At 64.2% G+C, this 18,518-nt stretch carries 21 protein-coding genes; all 21 read left to right on the top strand.

Features of this window, described 5'->3' with window-relative positions; all coding sequences use genetic code 11:
* Positions 1-41: 41 nt before the first annotated feature.
* The 21 genes from ndhC to AC4GYS_RS10935 are packed head-to-tail and all read left to right on the top strand — an operon-like array spanning position 42 to position 18,518.
* Positions 42-419, top strand: a complete 378-nt coding sequence (gene ndhC, locus AC4GYS_RS11035) for an NADH-quinone oxidoreductase subunit A (RefSeq protein ID WP_491109127.1) — start codon at positions 42-44, stop codon at positions 417-419.
* Positions 410-991 carry a NuoB/complex I 20 kDa subunit family protein gene (locus tag AC4GYS_RS11030; RefSeq protein WP_491109126.1) on the top strand — a complete coding sequence of 194 codons (582 nt, stop codon included), beginning with the start codon at positions 410-412 and terminating at the stop codon, positions 989-991. The genes ndhC and AC4GYS_RS11030 overlap by 10 nt, the downstream gene beginning before the upstream one ends.
* Position 992: 1 nt before the next feature.
* A complete protein-coding gene (locus tag AC4GYS_RS11025; protein ID WP_491109125.1) occupies positions 993-1,874 on the top strand; it encodes an NADH-quinone oxidoreductase subunit C in 882 nt (293 codons plus the stop codon).
* A complete protein-coding gene (locus AC4GYS_RS11020) occupies positions 1,874-3,148 on the top strand; it encodes an NADH-quinone oxidoreductase subunit D (protein WP_491109124.1) in 1,275 nt (424 codons plus the stop codon). The genes AC4GYS_RS11025 and AC4GYS_RS11020 overlap by 1 nt, the downstream gene beginning before the upstream one ends.
* A complete protein-coding gene (locus AC4GYS_RS11015; protein WP_491109123.1) occupies positions 3,145-3,324 on the top strand; it encodes a hypothetical protein in 180 nt (59 codons plus the stop codon). The genes AC4GYS_RS11020 and AC4GYS_RS11015 overlap by 4 nt, the downstream gene beginning before the upstream one ends.
* On the top strand, positions 3,317-4,006 hold the full coding sequence (locus AC4GYS_RS11010) for a complex I 24 kDa subunit family protein (RefSeq protein ID WP_491109122.1): 690 nt from the start codon (positions 3,317-3,319) through the stop codon (positions 4,004-4,006). Before AC4GYS_RS11015 ends, AC4GYS_RS11010 begins: the two co-directional genes overlap by 8 nt.
* The gene (locus AC4GYS_RS11005) at positions 4,006-4,173 is read left to right on the top strand and encodes a hypothetical protein (RefSeq protein WP_491109121.1); all 168 of its coding nucleotides are present in this window, start codon (positions 4,006-4,008) and stop codon (positions 4,171-4,173) included. The genes AC4GYS_RS11010 and AC4GYS_RS11005 overlap by 1 nt, the downstream gene beginning before the upstream one ends.
* Positions 4,173-4,310, top strand: a complete 138-nt coding sequence (locus AC4GYS_RS11000) for a hypothetical protein (RefSeq protein WP_491109120.1) — start codon at positions 4,173-4,175, stop codon at positions 4,308-4,310. Before AC4GYS_RS11005 ends, AC4GYS_RS11000 begins: the two co-directional genes overlap by 1 nt.
* Complete coding sequence (gene nuoF / locus AC4GYS_RS10995; RefSeq protein ID WP_491109119.1) at positions 4,310-5,620, top strand: NADH-quinone oxidoreductase subunit NuoF; 1,311 nt, start codon at positions 4,310-4,312, stop codon at positions 5,618-5,620. The genes AC4GYS_RS11000 and nuoF overlap by 1 nt, the downstream gene beginning before the upstream one ends.
* A complete protein-coding gene (gene nuoG, locus AC4GYS_RS10990) occupies positions 5,620-7,632 on the top strand; it encodes an NADH-quinone oxidoreductase subunit NuoG (protein WP_491109118.1) in 2,013 nt (670 codons plus the stop codon). Before nuoF ends, nuoG begins: the two co-directional genes overlap by 1 nt.
* Positions 7,629-8,675, top strand: a complete 1,047-nt coding sequence (gene nuoH, locus AC4GYS_RS10985) for an NADH-quinone oxidoreductase subunit NuoH (RefSeq protein WP_491109117.1) — start codon at positions 7,629-7,631, stop codon at positions 8,673-8,675. Before nuoG ends, nuoH begins: the two co-directional genes overlap by 4 nt.
* A 5-nt stretch (positions 8,676-8,680) precedes the next feature.
* Positions 8,681-9,166: an NADH-quinone oxidoreductase subunit NuoI gene (nuoI, locus tag AC4GYS_RS10980; RefSeq protein ID WP_491109116.1), complete on the top strand. Its 486-nt coding sequence runs from the start codon at positions 8,681-8,683 to the stop codon at positions 9,164-9,166.
* 18 nt (positions 9,167-9,184) lie between these two features.
* Entirely contained in the window at positions 9,185-9,796 is a 612-nt protein-coding gene (locus AC4GYS_RS10975) for an NADH-quinone oxidoreductase subunit J (RefSeq protein ID WP_491109115.1), read from the top strand.
* The gene (gene nuoK / locus AC4GYS_RS10970) at positions 9,793-10,098 is read left to right on the top strand and encodes an NADH-quinone oxidoreductase subunit NuoK (protein ID WP_491109114.1); all 306 of its coding nucleotides are present in this window, start codon (positions 9,793-9,795) and stop codon (positions 10,096-10,098) included. Before AC4GYS_RS10975 ends, nuoK begins: the two co-directional genes overlap by 4 nt.
* Before the next feature lie 2 nt (positions 10,099-10,100).
* Positions 10,101-12,143, top strand: coding sequence for an NADH-quinone oxidoreductase subunit L (gene nuoL, locus AC4GYS_RS10965; protein WP_491109113.1), 2,043 nt, complete (start codon positions 10,101-10,103; stop codon positions 12,141-12,143).
* Positions 12,143-13,690, top strand: a complete 1,548-nt coding sequence (locus AC4GYS_RS10960; RefSeq protein WP_491109112.1) for an NADH-quinone oxidoreductase subunit M — start codon at positions 12,143-12,145, stop codon at positions 13,688-13,690. Before nuoL ends, AC4GYS_RS10960 begins: the two co-directional genes overlap by 1 nt.
* Positions 13,690-15,120 carry an NADH-quinone oxidoreductase subunit NuoN gene (nuoN, locus tag AC4GYS_RS10955; protein WP_491109111.1) on the top strand — a complete coding sequence of 477 codons (1,431 nt, stop codon included), beginning with the start codon at positions 13,690-13,692 and terminating at the stop codon, positions 15,118-15,120. The genes AC4GYS_RS10960 and nuoN overlap by 1 nt, the downstream gene beginning before the upstream one ends.
* Positions 15,036-15,818 (top strand): biotin--[acetyl-CoA-carboxylase] ligase, encoded by a 783-nt coding sequence (locus AC4GYS_RS10950; protein ID WP_491109410.1) that lies wholly within the window; start codon positions 15,036-15,038, stop codon positions 15,816-15,818. The genes nuoN and AC4GYS_RS10950 overlap by 85 nt, the downstream gene beginning before the upstream one ends.
* A complete protein-coding gene (locus AC4GYS_RS10945) occupies positions 15,818-16,600 on the top strand; it encodes a type III pantothenate kinase (protein ID WP_491109110.1) in 783 nt (260 codons plus the stop codon). The genes AC4GYS_RS10950 and AC4GYS_RS10945 overlap by 1 nt, the downstream gene beginning before the upstream one ends.
* 26 nt (positions 16,601-16,626) lie before the next feature.
* Complete coding sequence (locus tag AC4GYS_RS10940) at positions 16,627-18,261, top strand: ribonuclease J (protein ID WP_491109109.1); 1,635 nt, start codon at positions 16,627-16,629, stop codon at positions 18,259-18,261.
* Positions 18,258-18,518, top strand: a complete 261-nt coding sequence (locus tag AC4GYS_RS10935; RefSeq protein WP_491109108.1) for a DUF1467 family protein — start codon at positions 18,258-18,260, stop codon at positions 18,516-18,518. The genes AC4GYS_RS10940 and AC4GYS_RS10935 overlap by 4 nt, the downstream gene beginning before the upstream one ends.

Below are 18,518 nucleotides of genomic sequence, written 5' to 3'. Positions count from 1 at the left end.
GTTCTAGAGGGCCGCCAAGCCTTTTTCCGGAGAGTCTTTCCGTGGCCGCAACTGCTGCCGGTTACCTGCCAATCCTGTTGTTCCTGGGCATCGCACTGGGACTGTCGGTCGCGTTTGTATTTCTGCCGATGATCGCGGCGAAGTTCACGGGCGCGGCCAAGCCTTATGCCGAGAAGCTGACGGAGTATGAGTGCGGTTTTCCCGCCTTCGAAGACAGCCGGTCGCAGTTCGATGTCCGTTTCTATCTGGTTGCCATCCTGTTCATTGTCTTCGATCTCGAGGCGGCATTCCTTTTCCCGTGGGCAGTGACGCTGGATGAAACCGGCTGGGTCGGCTGGGCGGCGATGATGGTATTCCTCGCCGAACTTGGCCTTGGCCTCGCCTACGCCTGGAAGAAGGGGGCGCTCGAATGGGAGTGATGCTCGACCCCCTGGCCAATCCTTATCCCACGGAGGAGGAGCTGGCCCGTGCCGTTGGGCTGGTGCCCGGCTCGCCCCAGCACCAGAACCTTGAGCAGATGCGCAAGGACCTGGACGAGAAGGGGTTCCTGGTCACCTCCACCGAGGACCTGTTTAACTGGGCCCGTACGGGCTCCCTGTGGTGGATGACCTTCGGCCTCGCCTGCTGCGCGGTGGAAATGATCCATGTGAACATGCCGCGCTACGACCTGGAACGCTTTGGTGTCGCGCCGCGTGCCTCGCCGCGCCAATCGGACGTGATGATCGTCGCCGGCACGCTGTGCAACAAGATGGCCCCGGCCTTGCGCCGCGTCTACGACCAGATGGCCGAACCGCGGTACGTCATCTCGATGGGCTCATGCGCCAATGGCGGCGGCTATTATCACTACAGCTATTCCGTAGTGCGCGGCTGCGACCGGATTGTCCCGGTGGACATCTATGTCCCGGGTTGCCCGCCGACCGCCGAGGCGCTGCTCTACGGGATCTTGCAGCTGCAACGGAAAATCCGCCGCGAAGGGACGATCGAGCGTTAACATGGCGAGCAGCGCACCCCGCATGGCCTCCGATGAGGGCGTGATCGAGGCCGCAAGGTCGGCGCTCGGTTCGCTGATCCTCGACGTCAAGGATCAGGCCGACGAGATCACGCTGACGGTGCAGCGCGAAGGCGTTGCGGAGGCCTGCCGCCTGCTCCGTGACACGCCCGGCCTTGAATATCAGCAGCTCGTCGAGATCGCAGGCGTCGACTACCCAGAGCGGCCCGAACGCTTCGAGGTCAATTACCACCTGCTCTCGCTGACGCAGAACCGGCGCATTCGCGTCAAGGTGCTGACCGACGAGGCAACGCCAGTGCCCACGGTCACCACGCTGTGGCCCGTCGCCGGATGGCTCGAGCGCGAGGTGTTCGACCTCTACGGCGTGACGTTCGCGGGCAACCCCGACCTGCGCCGCATCCTCACCGACTATGGGTTCGAGGGGCATCCGCTGCGCAAGGATTTCCCGCTGACCGGTCACGTCGAGATGCGTTATTCGGAGGCGGAGAAGCGCGTCGTTTACGAACCGGTGAAGCTGGCTCAGGACTTTCGCGCGTTCGACTTCCTCACGACCTGGAATGGGCCGGAGTACCGGTTGCCGGGCGATGAGAAGGCGGAGCCGGAGGCTGCCGGCGCGCCGTCACCCGCGCCCGCCAAGAACGAAGCGCCAAAGGTCGAGGCGGCGACCAAGACCGACCAGCGCAAGGACGACAAGCCCTACACGACCGATCACGAGGATCGGAAAACCAAGGGCGCCGACGAGGCTCAGGCCGAGGCGCGCAAGCCCAACGCCGAGAAGGCGGCGCAGGCCGGCGGCGTGAAGACGAATATCGATGAGCCCGCCCCCGGCGGCAATGTGACCCGCGACAGCGGGGAGGCGCAGTGATGAGCAGCACCGATAACGAGACGGCCGTGGCCGATCCGGTCCGCGAAACCCGCCGCGTCGAGGTTGGCGTCCTCGGCGAGGCCGGCGATACCAGCCTCGGCGACGAGGCGATCCGCAATTACACCATCAACTTTGGCCCCCAGCACCCGGCCGCGCACGGCGTGCTTCGGCTGATCATGGAGCTCGACGGCGAGATCGTCGAGCGGGTCGACCCGCACGTCGGCCTGCTTCATCGCGGCACCGAAAAGCTGATGGAGTACAAGACCTACGCGCAGGCGATCCCCTATCTCGATCGGCTCGATTACTGCTCGCCGATGTGCATGGAGCACAGCTTCGTGCTGGCGGCCGAGAAGCTGATGGGTCTCGAGATTCCGCTGCGCGCCCAGTACATCCGCGTGCTGATGGCGGAACTGACCCGCATCAAGAACCACATGCTGAACCTCGGCTCCCACGTCATGGACGTGGGCGCGATGACGCCCAACCTGTGGCTGTTCGAGCTGCGCGAAGACCTGATGCAGATCTACGAAGCGGTGTCCGGCGCCCGGATGCACGCCAACTATTTCCGCGTCGGCGGTGTGCATCAGGACATCCCGCCGCGCGCCTTCGCGATGATCGGCGACTTCCTCGACACCCGCCTGAAACTGTTCGAGGACGCGATCAGCCTGGTTGCCGACAATCGCATCTTCAAGCAGCGCAACGTGGACATCGCCGTCGTCTCCAAGGAAGACGCAATCGCCTGGGGCTTCTCCGGCCCGATGATCCGCGGCTCCGGTATTCCCTGGGACATCCGCCGCTCGCAGCCCTACGAGGTGTACGACCGGATGGACTTCGAGATCCCGGTTGGAACCCGCGGCGACTGCTACGACCGGTTCATGGTCCGGGTGGAAGAGGTCCGCCAGAGCTGGCGCATCGCCCGCCAGTGCCTGAAGGAAATGCCCGAAGGCCCGATCGGCACCGAGGATCGCAAGGTCTTCCCGCCCTCGCGCGCCGAGATGAAAACCTCGATGGAGGCGCTCATCCACCATTTCAAGCTCTACACCGAAGGCTATCACGTGCCCGCCGGCGAGGTCTATGTCGCCACCGAGAGCCCCAAGGGCGAGTTCGGCGTTTATCTGGTCGCGGACGGCACCAACAAGCCGTACCGCGTCAAGCTCCGCCCGACTGCGTTCAGCCACCTGCAGGCGATGGACTTCATGATGAAGGGGCACATGCTGGCCGACACCACGGCAGTGCTGGGCGCGATGGATATCGTGTTCGGGGAGTGTGACCGGTGAGGGCAAGTTGGTATGAGATCATCTGGCTCGCCGCTGTATTCGCCTTCATGGCCTATCCGGTCGGAGACATCCTGAACTTCTGGGACATTCAAGCTCCGGCGATCTTGCTCGCATCGAGCCTGTTGCTTCTGAGCGGGTGGAATGTTGGGAAGCGGAGACAGTCGCGTCATGGCTGAACGTCACTTCGCCCCCGACGTCCCCGAGCTGCGTGAGCGCTGGGGCAACTTCGCCTGGGCCGCCAAGCACAAGGCGCGCGTTGAGGAGATCCTTGCTCGCTATCCGGAGGGCCGCAAAGCCTCGGCCGTGATGCCGCTGCTCGACCTCGCCCAGCGGCAGGTCGGGGAGGAGACGGGCACGCAGGGCTGGCTGCCGATCCCGGTGATCGAGTTCGTCGCCGCCGAATGCGCAATGCCCGCCATGCGGGCGATGGAGGTCGCCAGCTTCTACACCATGTACAATCTGGTGCCGGTCGGGAAGTTCCACATCCAGCTCTGCGGCACCACGCCGTGCATGCTGCGCGGCTCCGACGACGTGCTCGCGGCGTGCGAGAAGCGCGGGATCAAGAAGGGCTATACCACCGCCGACGGCCTGTTCACGCTGACCGAGGTCGAGTGCCTCGGCGCCTGCGCCAACGCGCCGATGGTGCAGATCAACGACGACAATTTCGAAGACCTGACCGAGGACAAGATGGGCGCCGTGCTCGACGCCCTGGCTCGCGGCGAGACGCCCAGGCCCGGCCCGCAGGTCGATCGCCAGACCAGCTGCCCGGAAGGCGGTCCGACCACGCTCAAGAAGATGGCCGAGCGCAACTACGACTATCGCCCGCAGTGGACCGCGACGGCAGGAGAGGGCGCGTGATGGCCAATGCTCCGCAAAAAGCATCGGGTGTCGTCGGCGCGATCTTCCTCGTGCTCGCGCTCGTGCAGATGCTCAAGGGTGATGATTGGGTCGTCTGGGCGATCCTCGGCGTGCTGTTTGGCGGGCTGACGTTCTTGCGGGGCAAGTCCGGCGGGGGCGCGGCCTGATGGAAATCGCCGTCATCCTCGTCGCGGTGGTCGCCGCATTCCTGGCCTTTCGTTTCATCGCGGGCATGATCAAGTTCGCCGTGCTTCTGCTGATCGCAGGGGCGGCCTTCTACTTCCTCACTCAGGGTAGTTTCTGATGGGCTACACCGGACCTCTTGCGGACAAGGACCGCATCTTCACCAATCTTTACGGCTTCCAGTCGCCCGACCTGAAGGCGGCGCAGGCGCGTGGGGATTGGGACAATACCGCCAAATTGATGCAGGTCGGCCCCGACCAGATCATCGAGGAAGTGAAGGCCTCGGGCCTGCGCGGGCGCGGCGGGGCGGGGTTCCCGACCGGCATGAAGTGGAGCTTCATGCCCAAGGAGCCCAAGCCCGGTAAGCCCAACTTCCTGGTCATCAACGCCGACGAATCCGAGCCGGGCAGCTGCAAGGACCGCGAAATCCTGCGCCATGATCCGCACAAGCTGATTGAAGGCGCGCTGATCGCCGGCTTCGCGATGCGCGCTCGGGCAGGCTACGTCTATGTCCGCGGCGAGTTCATCGTCGAGGCGGCGGCGCTGGAGAAGGCGGTCAAGGAAGCCTATGCCGCCGGTTTGCTCGGCAAGAATGCGGCGGGCTCCGGCTACGACTTCGATCTGTTCGTCCATCGCGGCGCGGGCGCCTACATCTGCGGCGAAGAGACCGCGATGCTGGAAAGCCTGGAAGGCAAGATGGGCCGTCCGCGCCTCAAGCCGCCGTTCCCGGCCGGCGCCGGCCTCTACGGTTGCCCGACCACGGTCAACAACGTGGAGTCGATCGCGGTCGTGCCGACAATCCTCCGGCGCGGTGCGGCCTGGTTCGCTGGGTTCGGCAACCCCAAGAACGAAGGCACCAAGCTGTTCCAGATCAGCGGCCATGTGAACCAGCCGTGCGTGGTCGAGGAAAGCATGTCGATCCCCTTCCGCGAGCTGATCGATCGCCATTGCGGCGGCATCCGCGGCGGATGGGACAATCTGCTCGCCGTGATCCCCGGCGGCTCGTCCGTGCCGCTGGTTCCGGCCGAGCAGATCATGGACGCGCCGATGGACTTCGACGGACTGAAGGCGCTCGGGAGCGGCCTCGGCACCGCCGCGGTGATCGTCATGGACAAGTCCACCGACATCGTCCGCGCGATCAGCCGCATCAGCTATTTCTACAAGCACGAAAGCTGCGGCCAGTGCACGCCGTGCCGCGAGGGCACCGGCTGGATGTGGCGCATCATGGAACGCCTCCGCGAAGGCGAGGCCGCGCCTGAGATGATCGACCGCCTCTACGACGTCACCAAGCAGGTCGAAGGCCACACCATCTGCGCCCTCGGCGACGCTGCCGCCTGGCCGATCCAGGGCCTCATCCGCCACTTCCGCCCCGAACTCGAACGCCGCATCGCCGAGCGGTCGGGTCGTGAAATGCTCGAGGCTGCCGAGTAATGCCCAAGGTCACCGTCGACGGTCAGGAAATCGAGGTCCCCGCGGGCGCGACCGTGCTGCAGGCTTGCGAGCTTGCCGGCAAGGAGATTCCCCGCTTCTGCTATCATGAGCGGCTGAGCATCGCCGGCAACTGCCGCATGTGCCTGGTCGAGGTGGCGCCCGGACCGCCCAAGCCGCAGGCGAGCTGCGCGCTGCCCGCCGCCGACGGGCAGACGATCCGCACGGACACCGCGATGGTGAAAAAGGCGCGCGAGGGGGTGATGGAGTTCCTGCTCATCAACCACCCGCTCGACTGCCCGATCTGCGACCAGGGGGGCGAGTGCGACCTGCAGGACCAGGCGATGGCCTATGGCCGCAGCGCGTCGCGTTTCGATGAGAACAAGCGCTCGGTCGACGACAAATATATGGGGCCGATCATCAAGACGGCCATGACCCGCTGCATTCAGTGCACCCGCTGCGTCCGCTTCGCCGAGGAAGTCGCGGGGACGCCGGAGCTTGGCATGCTCTACCGCGGCGAGGACGCGCAGATCACGGCGTATCTGGAGCGGGCACTGACCAGCGAGCTGTCCGGCAACCTCGCCGACCTTTGCCCGGTCGGAGCGCTGCTGCAGGCGCCGCAGAGCTTCGAGGCGCGGCCGTGGGAGCTGCGCAGGGTGCCCTTGATCGACGTGATGGATGCGGTCGGCTCCAACATCCGCCTCGACCTGCGCGGCCCGCAGGTGATGCGGGTGCTGCCGCGCATCAACGAGGACGTGAACGAGGAGTGGATCAGCGACAAGACGCGCCACCACGCCGACGCGCTGGTCCGTAATCGGCTCGACCGCCCGTGGGTGAGCGAGAACGGCAAGCTGCGCGCGGCCGACTGGGCCGAAGCGCTGGAAGTCTTCTCAAGTAAGCTCAAGAGCGCTGGCGCGAAAGTCGCAGCCGTTGCGGGCGACCTGCTCGACGCCGAAACGATGTTCGCGGCGAAGAAGCTGCTGGACGGACAGGGATCGGCGCTGCTCGAGGGTCGTCAGACTGGCCTTGACTACGATACGTCGTCGCTGAGCGCGGTGGCGTTCAACTCGACGATTGCCGGCATCGAGACGGCGGACGTCATCCTGCTGGTCGGCACCAACCCGCGCTGGGAAGCGCCGCTGGTCAACACCCGCATCCGCAAGGCCGTGCGCCGCGGCGGCGCGACCGTATTCAGTGTCGGCCCGCTGGTCGACCTGGCCTATCCGGTGACGAACATCGGCGATGACCTGGCGCTGCTCGGCAAGCTGCCAAGCAACGTCGCTGAGGCATTCGCCAAGGCGGAGCGTCCGGCGGTGATCCTCGGGCCCGGCGCCTTGGCAGCCGGTGCACTTGGTGCCGGTCTTGCGCTGGTCGACAGTCTCGGCCTGATCAAAGGCGACTGGAACGGCTTCAACGTCATCCACACCGCCGCCAGCCGCATGGCCGGTATCCTGCTCGGCTATGCGCAAAAAGGCGGCATTGCCGACCTGGAGGCGGCCGCACCGGAACTGGTGCTGCTGCTCGGCGCGGACGAGGTAGCCGCCGACCGCTTCCCGGGCGCTTTCAAAGTCTACATCGGCCACCATGGCGACGCCGGTGCGCGGCAAGCAGATCTGGTGCTGCCTGCCGCCGCCTACAGCGAGAAGCATGGGACGTATGTGAATCTTGAGGGCCGGGTGCAGCGCGCGGAAAAGGCAAGCTTTCCCCCCGGCGAGGCGCGTGAAGATTGGACGATCTTCCGTGCGGTGTCCGATCTGATCGGCAGCCCGCTGCCGTTCGATCGTTTCGACCAGCTTCATGCGGCGATGATCGCCGAAGTGCCGGCGCTCGGATCGCAAGGCCTGATCGACATGCCTTGGGTGCCGCCACGGCTTTCCGCCGACGTCAGCGGTTCCGTGAAGTTGCCGATCGCCGACTTCTATCTCACCAACGCCGTAACCCGGGCAAGCCCGACCATGAACCGCTGCAGCGAAGAGCTGATCCACGGCCGCACCTTTGCGGAGGCCGCGCAGTGACCGCCACGTTCCAGAATTGGGGTCTGACCTATGAATGGTCGTGGTTTACCGCGACCGTGCTTGGCATCCTGCTGATCGCCCTGCCGCTGATGCTGGCGGTGGCGATGATTATTTATGCCGAGCGCAAGATCTGGGCGGCGATTGCATTGCGCCGCGGGCCCAACGTCGTGGGTCCGTTCGGTCTGCTGCAGAGCTTCGCCGATGGCCTCAAGGTCTTCCTGAAAGAGACCATCATCCCGACCAGCGCGAACAAGGGATTGTTCCTGGTCGCGCCGATCATCAGCTTCACGGTTGCGCTGATCGTGTGGGCGGTGGTTCCGTTCGACGTCGGCGTGGTGTTGGCCGACATCAACGTCGGGCTGCTCTACGTCCTCGCGGCGAGCTCGCTCGGCGTTTACGGCGTGATTATCGCCGGCTGGGCATCCAACTCAAAATATCCGTTTTTCTCCGCCCTTCGCGCCGCCGCGCAGATGGTGAGCTATGAGGTGTCGATCGGCTTCGTGCTGATCTGTGTCGTGCTCTACGCCGGCACCTTCAACATGACGCAGATCGTCATGCAGCAGCAGGGTCATATTTTTGGCCTGCTGAATGGCTTCGGCTTCAACCCGCTGCTGTTCCCGATGGCGGTAGTGTTCCTGATCTCGTCCATGGCCGAGACGTTCCGCACGCCCTTCGACCTGACCGAGGCGGAGAGCGAGCTCGTCGCCGGCTTCCAGACCGAATATAGCTCAATGAGCTTCGCGCTGTTCTGGCTGGGCGAATACGGCAACGTCATCCTGATGTGTGCGCTCAACGCCATTCTGTTCTGGGGCGGGTTCCTGCCGCCGATCGACTGGGCTCCGCTTTATTATATCCCCGGCATCATCTGGCTGTTCGCCAAGATGTTGCTGTTTTTCTTCATCTTCGGCTGGGTCCGCGCGACCGTGCCGCGGTATCGCTACGACCAGCTGATGCGGCTGGGCTGGAAGATCTTCCTGCCCATGAGCCTGGTCTTCGTTGTCCTGATTTCCGGGTGGCTGATGCTCACCCGCTATGGAGCCTGACGGCCATGAATGCCGCGCAGTGGATCAAGTCGTTCACCCTGTGGGAATTCGTGAAGGCGCACGCCCTCACCTTGAAGTATTTCTTCAAGCCCAAGGCGACGATCAACTACCCGTACGAGAAGACTCCGCAGGGCCCGCGCTTTCGCGGTGAGCATGCGTTGCGTCGCTACCCCAACGGGGAAGAGCGCTGCATTGCCTGCAAGCTGTGCGAGGCGGTGTGTCCGGCGCTGGCGATCACCATCGAGGCCGAACCGCGCGAGGACGGCAGCCGCCGCACGACCCGCTACGACATCGACATGGTCAAGTGCATCTATTGCGGCCTGTGTCAGGAAGCCTGTCCGGTCGACGCCATCGTTGAGACGCCGAACCTCGAGTTTTCCACAGAAACTCGCGAGGAATTGCTCTACGACAAGGCGAAACTGCTCGCCAACGGCGATCGGTGGGAGGCAGCCATCGCGGCGAACCTTGCCGCCGATGCGCCCTACCGTTAAGCGGCCCGCCAACCCCTCATGATCGCCCTTCTCGCCTTTTACCTGTTCGCGACCGTAACCATCACCTCGGCGGTGCTGGTGATCTTCGCGCGCAACCCGGTCCACTCCGTGCTGTGGCTGATCCTGGCCTTCTTCAACGCGGCGGGACTGATGCTGCTGGTTGGCGCCGAGTTCATCGCGATGCTGCTCGTCATCGTCTACGTCGGTGCCGTCGCAGTTCTGTTCCTGTTCGTGGTGATGATGCTCGACATCGATTTCTCGCAGTTGCGCAGCGGCTTCAATCGCAACCTGCCGTTCGGATTGCTGATCGCCATCGTCCTGCTGGCCGAGATCGTGATCGCGATCAGTGCACGCCAGGCCGGTCCGGTACTGGCGGGGCCGGGCGGGGCCCCCGCTGCCAACCCAGTGCCCAATATCGAAGCGTTGGGGGTCGAGCTTTATAGTCGCTACCTGCTTCCATTCGAATTGGCCGGCCTGATCCTGCTGGTCGCCATGATCGGCGCAATCGTCCTCACGCACCGCAGCCGGGGCGATGCTCGCGGTCAGAACGCGAGCCGGCAGATCGGACGCCGTCCGGAGGATGCGACGCGCAACGCGAATCCGGCAGTTGGCGAGGGGATGACGCTATGATCGGTCTTGCCCACCTCCTGACCGTCGCCGCGATCCTGTTCGTGATTGGCGTACTCGGCATCTTCCTCAATCGCCGCAACGTGATTCTGATGCTGATGGCGATCGAGCTGTTGCTCTTGTCGGTAAACATCAACCTCGTCGCCTTCTCCGCCTACCTCGGTGACATGAAGGGGCAGGTGTTCGCCATGTTCGTGCTGACCGTGGCCGCCGCCGAGGCGGCGATCGGCCTGGCCATCATGGTCATCTTCTTCCGCCGGCGCGGCAGCATCGCCATCGACGCCGCCGACCAGATGCGCGGGTAAGCATGAATTCCATCATCCTCATCGTTTTCCTGCCTTTGCTGGCGGCCATGGTCGCCGGCCTCGGCGGGCGCGTCATCGGCAGTTTCGCCGCCAAGATCATCACGACCGGCGCCCTGTTCGTTTCGGCGGCGCTGAGCTGGCCGATCTTTCTTGCGTTTCTCAGCTGCGATGCCCAGGCGACCGTGGTCCCGGTGCTCGACTGGATCCGCTCGGGCGATCTGCAGGTCGACTGGACGCTGCGGGTCGATGCGCTGACGGCGGTCATGCTGGTGGTGGTGACCACTGTGTCCAGCCTCGTCCACCTCTACAGCTGGGGCTATATGGAGGAGGACCCGAGCCAGTCGCGGTTCTTCGCCTATCTTTCGCTGTTCACCTTCGCCATGCTGATGCTGGTCACGGCCGACAGCCTCATCCAGATGTTCTTCGGCTGGGAGGGAGTCGGCCTCGCCTCCTACCTTCTGATCGGCTTCTGGTACCACAAGCCGAGCGCCAACGCGGCGGCGATGAAGGCGTTCGTGGTCAACCGGGTCGGCGACTTCGGCTTTTCGCTCGGGATCTTTGGCACCTTCCTGGTGTTCGGCACCGTGTCGATCCCGGCGATCCTCGCCGCGGCGCCCGGCATGGCGGGATCGACCATCGGCTTTGCGGGTCTGCGGGTCGACACGATGACGCTGCTCTGCATCCTGTTATTCATCGGCGCGATGGGCAAGTCGGCACAGCTTGGCCTGCATACCTGGTTGCCAGACGCGATGGAGGGGCCGACCCCGGTGTCGGCGTTGATTCACGCAGCGACGATGGTGACCGCGGGCGTCTTCATGGTCTGCCGCCTGTCGCCGATGTTCGAAACCAGCGAGACGGCGCTGAATCTCGTCACCTACATCGGCCTTGCAACTGCACTGTTCGCGGCAACGGTCGGACTGGTGCAGAACGACATCAAGCGGGTGATCGCTTACTCCACCTGTTCGCAGCTTGGCTTCATGTTCTTCGCCGCCGGCGTGGGTGCTTACGGCGCAGCGATGTTCCATCTGTTCACGCACGCCTTCTTCAAGGCGCTGCTGTTCCTGGGCGCGGGCTCGGTGATCCACGCCATGCACCATGAGCAGGACATGCGCTACTACGGTGCGCTTCGGAAGGAGATTCCGCTGACGTTCTGGGCGATGGTGATCGGCACGCTGGCGATTACCGGAGTTGGTATCCCGCTCACCTATTTCGGTTTCGCTGGCTTTTTCTCGAAAGACGCCATTCTGGAAAGTGCCTTCGCAGCGGGAACGGTACCGGGCACGATCGCCTTCTGGGTCGGCGCTTTCACCGCTTTGCTGACGAGCTTCTATTCCTGGCGGCTGATCTTCCTGACCTTCTTCGGCCAGGCGCGCTGGGCCGGCAGCGAGCACATCCAGCATGCGGTGCACGGTCACCACGACCATCCTGACGAGGAGCACGGCGATAGCTCGCACGCGGTCGCTTCTCCGCAGGTCGGCACCGCCGGCTACCATCCGCACGAGAGTCCCTGGTCCATGCTGGTGCCTCTCGGCGTGCTCAGCCTTGGTGCGGTGTTTGCCGGGTTCGCCTTCTACTATCCGTTCTTTGGTGTCGAAGAGGGCGCTCGCTTCTGGGCCGGGAGCCTGGTGCACGACGAACACCTGGTTCACGAGGCTCATGAAGTTGCGACCTGGGTCAAGCTCACGCCATTCGTCGTGATGCTGATCGGTCTGTCGCTAGCCTGGATTAGCTACATCCGGTCACCGGGTACCCCCGCGCGGATCGTCGCAGCGACCGGCGGTCTCCACACCTTCCTGATGAAGAAGTGGTATTTCGACGAACTGTACGATCGCATCTTCGTTCGCCCGTCATTGTGGCTGGGCCGACTGTTCTGGAAGCGCGGTGACGAACAGACGATCGACCGCTTCGGCCCGCACGGCGCGGCTTATGCTGTCGGCGTCGGCAACCGCATCACGGCGCGGCTGCAGTCCGGCTACCTCAACTCCTATGCATTGATCATGCTGCTTGGCCTCGTCGCCGCGGCGACCTGGGCGATGACGCGGTAATGGACGGCTTTCCCATTCTTTCGGTGATGATCGCGTTGCCGCTGTTGGCGGCACTCGCCTGCATGTTCGTGCGCGCTGACGGAGCGCGCTGGATTGCGTTGGGGGCGACCCTGGCCGAGCTCGCGCTCGGCATCGTGCTTTGGTCGGCCTATGTCCCTGGCGGACCGCAGTGGCAGTTCGTGGAAAGCGTCCCGCTGGGCGGTCAATACCTCAACTGGGCGCTCGGCATCGACGGCATCGCCTTGATGCTAATCATGCTCAGCGTGTTCCTGATGCCGATCTGCATCGGCGCAAGCTGGCGAGCGATCGAGAAGCGGGTGCCGGAGTATATGGCAGCCTTCCTGTTGATGGAGGCGCTGATGATCGGCGTTTTCGCGGCGCAGGATCTGCTGCTGTTCTACATCTTCTTCGAGGGCGGCCTGATCCCGATGTATCTGATCATCGGCATCTGGGGCGGGGCCGAGCGGATCAAGGCCAGCTACAAGTTCTTCCTTTACACGCTGCTCGGCTCGGTCCTGATGCTGATTGCCATGCTGGTGATGATCGCCGAGGCGGGTACCGGCGATATCCCGACGCTGATGGCGACCGATTTCGCGCCCAGCCTGCAATACTGGCTGTGGCTCGCCTTCTTCGCATCCTTTGCGGTGAAGATGCCAATGTGGCCGGTGCATACCTGGCTGCCCGACGCCCACGTCCAGGCGCCGACAGCAGGCTCGGTGATCCTTGCCGGGGTGCTGTTGAAGATGGGCGGCTATGGTTTCATTCGCTTCAGCCTGCCGATGTTTCCGGAGGCGAGCGCGACCTTCCTGCCGCTGGTGTTTGGGTTGAGTTCGGTGGCGGTGGTCTACACCAGTCTCGTTGCGCTGGTGCAGCAGGACATGAAGAAGCTGATCGCTTACTCGTCCGTGGCGCATATGGCCTTCGTCACCTTCGGCCTGTTTGCCTTCAATCGCCAGGGGATCGAAGGCGCGCTGATCGTCATGCTCAGCCACGGCCTCGTTTCCGGTGCGCTTTTCCTGTGCGTCGGCGTGATCTACGACCGGATGCACACCCGTGAGATCGCCAGATATGGTGGACTTGCCAACAACATGCCGGGCTATGCGCTGTTGTTCCTACTCTTTACCATGGCCGCGGTTGGGCTTCCGGGGACCAGCGGCTTCGTCGGCGAATTCCTGGCCATGATGGGCACCTATGCCGTGTCGACCTGGGGCGCGATCTTCGCGACCACCGGAATCATCCTCGGCGCGGCCTACATGCTCTACCTGTACTGGCGCATCGCCTATGGCGAGGCCCGCACTGCCGAGGCGAAGGCGATGGTCGATCTCGACCGCCGCGAATGGGCGCTGCTTGCGCCGATTGCCGCAGTGGTGCTGTGGATGGGCGTCTATCCCGAAAGCTTCATGGCGCCCATGCGCGACGATGTCGGGCGGATTCTCGCCCGGATTGAGCGGGCCGCGCCTGCCGGTGACAGCCGGCCCACGGCCGGCAATCCCGCTGCCGCAGCCGAGGCCCAAGCTTCCCATGGCGGCGCGGAGGCCGCGCACTGATGTCCTATCTTGCTCCGATCCTGCCCGAAGTGATCGTCGGTGCTGCCGCCATAATCCTGATGATGGTCGCGGCCTTCGCCCGCCGCGGCTCGACGATCACGCACTGGGGCGCCATCGCCGCCCTTATCGCTGCCTCGGTTGCGCTGATCGGGGCGCCGCAGGAAAGCGGGCCGGTATTCGGCGGCATGTTCGCCGCGGACGGCTTTGCCGCTTTCGGCAAGCTGCTCATCTTCCTGTCGGCAGCAGTGGCCATCGTCATGGCGCAGGGCTGGTTCGACCGCGACTTCGAGCACAGCGGCGAGTATCCCGTGCTGATCCTGTTGAGCAGCGTCGGTGCGTCGGTGATGGTCAGCGCGACCGACTTGATGATGCTGTACGTTGGCCTCGAGTTGCAGAGCCTGTCGGCCTATGTCCTCGCCTCCTATCGTCGCCATGACGAGCGGTCGGCTGAAGCGGGCCTCAAATATTTCGTCCTTGGCGGTCTGGCCTCGGGCATTCTGCTTTATGGCATCTCGTTGCTGTACGGTTTTGCCGGGACAACCTATTTCACCGGCATTGCCGTGGCTTTCGGGGGTGAGAACGCCGGTTCCATCGGCCTGATCTTCGGCCTCGTCTTCACGCTTGCCGGGATTGCCTTCAAGATTTCGGCCGTGCCATTCCATATGTGGACGCCGGACGTCTATGAAGGCGCGCCGACGCCCGTCACCGCCTTCTTCGCTTCCGGCCCCAAGATTGCTGCCATCCTGCTGGGGACCCGCGTCTGCCTTGACGCGATGGGGCCGGCGACGGATTCCTGGCGGCAAATCGTGATCTTCGCGGCACTGGCCTCGATCATCCTGGGCGCGGTCGCGGCTTACGGACAGACCAACATCAAGCGGCTGCTGGCCTACTCCTCGATCAACAACGTCGGCTTTGCACTGGTCGGCCTGGCTGCCGGCGGGCAGGGCGGGGCGCAGGCAGTGCTGTTCTACAGCCTGGTTTATGTCGTGATGACGCTGGGTGCGTTTCTGTGCGTCATGCGCATGCGCGACATGGACGGACGACCGGTCGAAAGCCTCGCGTCCTTGAGCGGCCTGTCGCAGACGCGGCCGTTGCTGGCGCTCGGCATGGCCATGTTCATGTTCAGCCTCGCCGGCATCCCGCCGCTGTTCGGGTTCTGGCCCAAGCTGATGGTCTTCAACGCCGCTGTCGATGCTGGTCTGCAGCTGCTGGCGCTCGCGGCGGCTGCGCTGACTGTGATCGGCGCTTACTATTACCTCAAGGTCGTCAAGATCATGTATTTCGACGAGCCCGCTGCGCCGTTCGTGAAGGCCCGCGCTCCCCTGGAGACGACACTCATTGCTGCCTGCGCTATATTCATCAGTCCGTTGGGCTATCTGCTGATCCAGCCGATCGGGCGGATGGCCGCCAACGCCGCGAGCGTGTTCTGAGCCGACTGCACTTCGTCGAGCGGACCGGGTCGACCAACAGCGACCTGCTTGGCGGCGAGACGGCGGCGGAAGGCGAGTGGCTGATCGCCGCCGTTCAGGATCATGGCCGGGGGCGCCAGGGTCGTGAGTGGTCTAGCCCGACCGGCAACTTTCATGGATCCACGGTTGTTCGGCTGCGCGAAACGGATCCTCCCGCACCCAGCCTGGCCCTGGTTTGCGGCGTTGCGCTGATCCGCGCGGTCGAAACGGCGGCACCGGCGACCGGGCTGATGCTCAAGTGGCCGAACGATCTGCTACTCGGTCCAGGCAAGCTTGCCGGCATCCTGCTTGAGCGGGCGGGTGACAAGGTGGTCGCCGGCTTCGGAGTCAATCTGAAGGCCGCTCCTGATCTGCCGGATCGGCCGACCGCGGCGCTCTCGTCGGTCGCCCTGGTCAGTCCGCAGGCGTTTGCACCGTTGCTCGCCGCCGCCTTCGCTCGCGAACTCGATCGTTGGCGGAACGATTTGCCGGCGCTCACAGCACTTTGGCTGGAAAGCGCCCATAAGGTGGGTACCCCGCTCAGCGTCCACGCTGGAGCGGATGAGAAACTGGACGGCGTTTTTGCCGGTCTCGAAGCCGACGGCGCCCTGCGATTGGAATTGCCCTCGGGTGAGGTTCGCGTCATCCGCGCAGCGGACGTCACGGTAGGATCAAGCTGATGCTGCTCGCAATCGACGCCGGCAATACCAACCTGGTCTTCGCGCTGGTGGACGGCGCGGGGCAGATCCGCGCCCGTTGGCGCATCGCCACCGATCCGCGCCGCACCGCCGACCAATATTCCGTCTGGCTGCATCAACTGCTGGAACTTGAAGGCTTCAGCCGGGACCAGGTCGAAGGCGTGATCATCGGCACGGTGGTACCCCGCGCACTGCACAACCTTCAGGTGCTAAGCGAGAAATATTTCCGTCGCGAACCGTTGATCGCTGGGCAGGGGGCCGCTGCCTGGCCGATCGTGCTCGACGTCGACGAGCCGCATAATGTCGGTGCCGACCGTGCGCTGAACGCGATCGCCGCCCATGCGAAATACCAGGGCGACCTCATCGTCATCGATTTCGGGACCGCCACCACCTGGGACGTCGTCGCGGCCGACGGGGCGTACAAAGGGGGCATCATCGCGCCCGGCATCAATCTGTCCCTCGATGCGCTGGTTGCTGCCGCCGCCAAGCTCCCTCGCATCGCGATCGAGGCGCCGGAAGACACGACGGTGATCGGTCGCACCACGCAAAGCCAGATGCTTTCGGGCATATACTGGGGCTATGTGGCCATGCTGGAAGGGCTGACGACACGGGTGAAGGCCGAAATCGGCCGCCCGGCTACCGTCGTTGCAACCGGGGGCCTTGCTACTCTGTTTCAACAACACACCAGCGTATTCGATGCTGTCGAGCCTGACCTGACGATCCAGGGGCTGGCCCAGCTTTATCGCAGCGCATCCGCGGCCTGACCGGGCCGTGACCACGAAAGAAGACAATGACCCCAGGGGATGAACTGCTTTTCCTAGCGCTCGGCGGATCGGGCGAAATCGGGATGAACGTCAATCTGTACGGCTGCCAGGGCAAGTGGCTGATGGTCGATTGCGGCATGACGTTCGGCGAGCATGATTATCCCGGCATCGACCTTATCCTGCCCGATCTGGATTTTATCGAGCGGCGCCGCAAGGACCTGGTCGGCCTGGTCCTGACGCACGGCCATGAAGACCATATCGGCGCGATCCCCTACCTTGCCGCCGACCTTGGCGTACCGCTTTACGCCACCCCCTTCACGGCTGGCCTGATCGCACATAAGCTGGAGGAAGAGGGACTGACCGGCCAGGTTTCGGTCAAACTCATCCAGCCAAACGACGTCCTGGAACTGGGGCCGTTCCGTGTCACTCCGGTTCCGCTGGCCCACTCCATTCCAGAAGCCAACGCGCTGCTGATCGAGACGGCCGTCGGCCGTGTGTTCCATACCGGCGACTGGAAGCTGGACCCGACCCCGGTCATCGGCAATCCGACCTCGCCGGACATGCTGAAGGCGATCGGCGACCGCGGCATCCTGGCGATGGTGTGCGATTCGACCAACGCCTTCACCGACAAGGAGTCGGGCTCCGAAGCGGAGGTTCACGCCGGCCTGCTGGCGGCATCCGTCGAGGCGCCGGGGCGCGTATTGGTTACGACATTCGCGTCCAACGCGGCCCGGCTGCACACCATCGGCCAGGTCGCGGAAGAATCCGGCCGGCGGGTCGCGATCGCGGGCCGCTCGATCGAACGCTACATCAAGGTGGCAAAGGCGACCGGCTACCTCCGCAATTTCCCCGAACCTGTCCGGTACGACGAAGCGATGCGGCTGCCGCGCAAGGAATTGCTGGTCGTGGCCACCGGCGGGCAGGGCGAGCCGCGCGCAGCCCTTGGCCGCATCGCGACGGGTCAGCATGAGTTGAAGCTGGGTGAGGGGGACACGGTGATCTTCTCGTCCCGCCAGATACCCGGCAATGAAGTCGCGGTGGGGCGGGTGATGAACGCTCTGGCGGAACTGGGCGTTCGCACCGTGACGGAGCGGCAGGCGCATGTTCATGTCTCGGGCCATCCCGGACGGCCAGAACTCGTGAAAATGTATCATTGGATTCGCCCGGAGTTGCTGGTCCCGGTCCATGGAGAGCGCCGCCACATGCTTGAACAGGCGCGGCTGGCACTTGCCAACGGAGTCCCGGCATCGCTGGTGCAGGAAAACGGCGACCTCATTCGCCTCGCTCCGGGAATTCCAAAGAAGCTCGGCGAGGAACGGGTCGGGCGGTTGGTGCTCGACGGCGATGTGATCCTCCCGGCGGACGGCTCGACCATGAACGAGCGCCGCAAGCTCGCATTTCAGGGCGTGATCGCCGTTAGCATTGCGCTTGATCAACGCGGCAAGCTGCTCGGACAGCCGGTCGTGAAGCCAGTTGGAGTTCCGGTGGAAGCGGATCGGGATGATTTCATTCGCGATGCCGTTGCCACCGCGGCCCGAGCCGTGGAGCCCGGTCTCGCCGAGGACAAGTTGCGCGAAACCGTTCGCCTGGCAGTCCGGCGTTGCGCCACGCTGTGGACGGGCAAGAAGCCAATGGTGGAAGTGTTGGTGATCCGCCCGTGAATTGGGGATCAGCGCTCGCCATCTATTTCCTGTTCTTCGTCGGGGTGGCGTTCCTCATGCTGCCGTTCGGGGTGAGGACGGACGAAGAGGTCGGCGCATCGCGTGTGGCGGGGCAAGCGGACAGCGCGCCGCATCGCTTCGACCTCAAGCGCCACCTGCTTCGCGCGGCGGTGATCGCGCTCGGCGTATTCGCCTTATATTACCTCAACTTCATTTTTGGCTGGATCACCGCTGAAGACCTGGACTTCTACCACTAG

It is taken from the genome of Sphingomonas sp. SP1, from assembly GCF_058313395.1.
The sequence above is the reverse complement of the archived record's forward strand: the minus strand, read 5'-3'. Positions and strand labels throughout refer to the sequence as shown.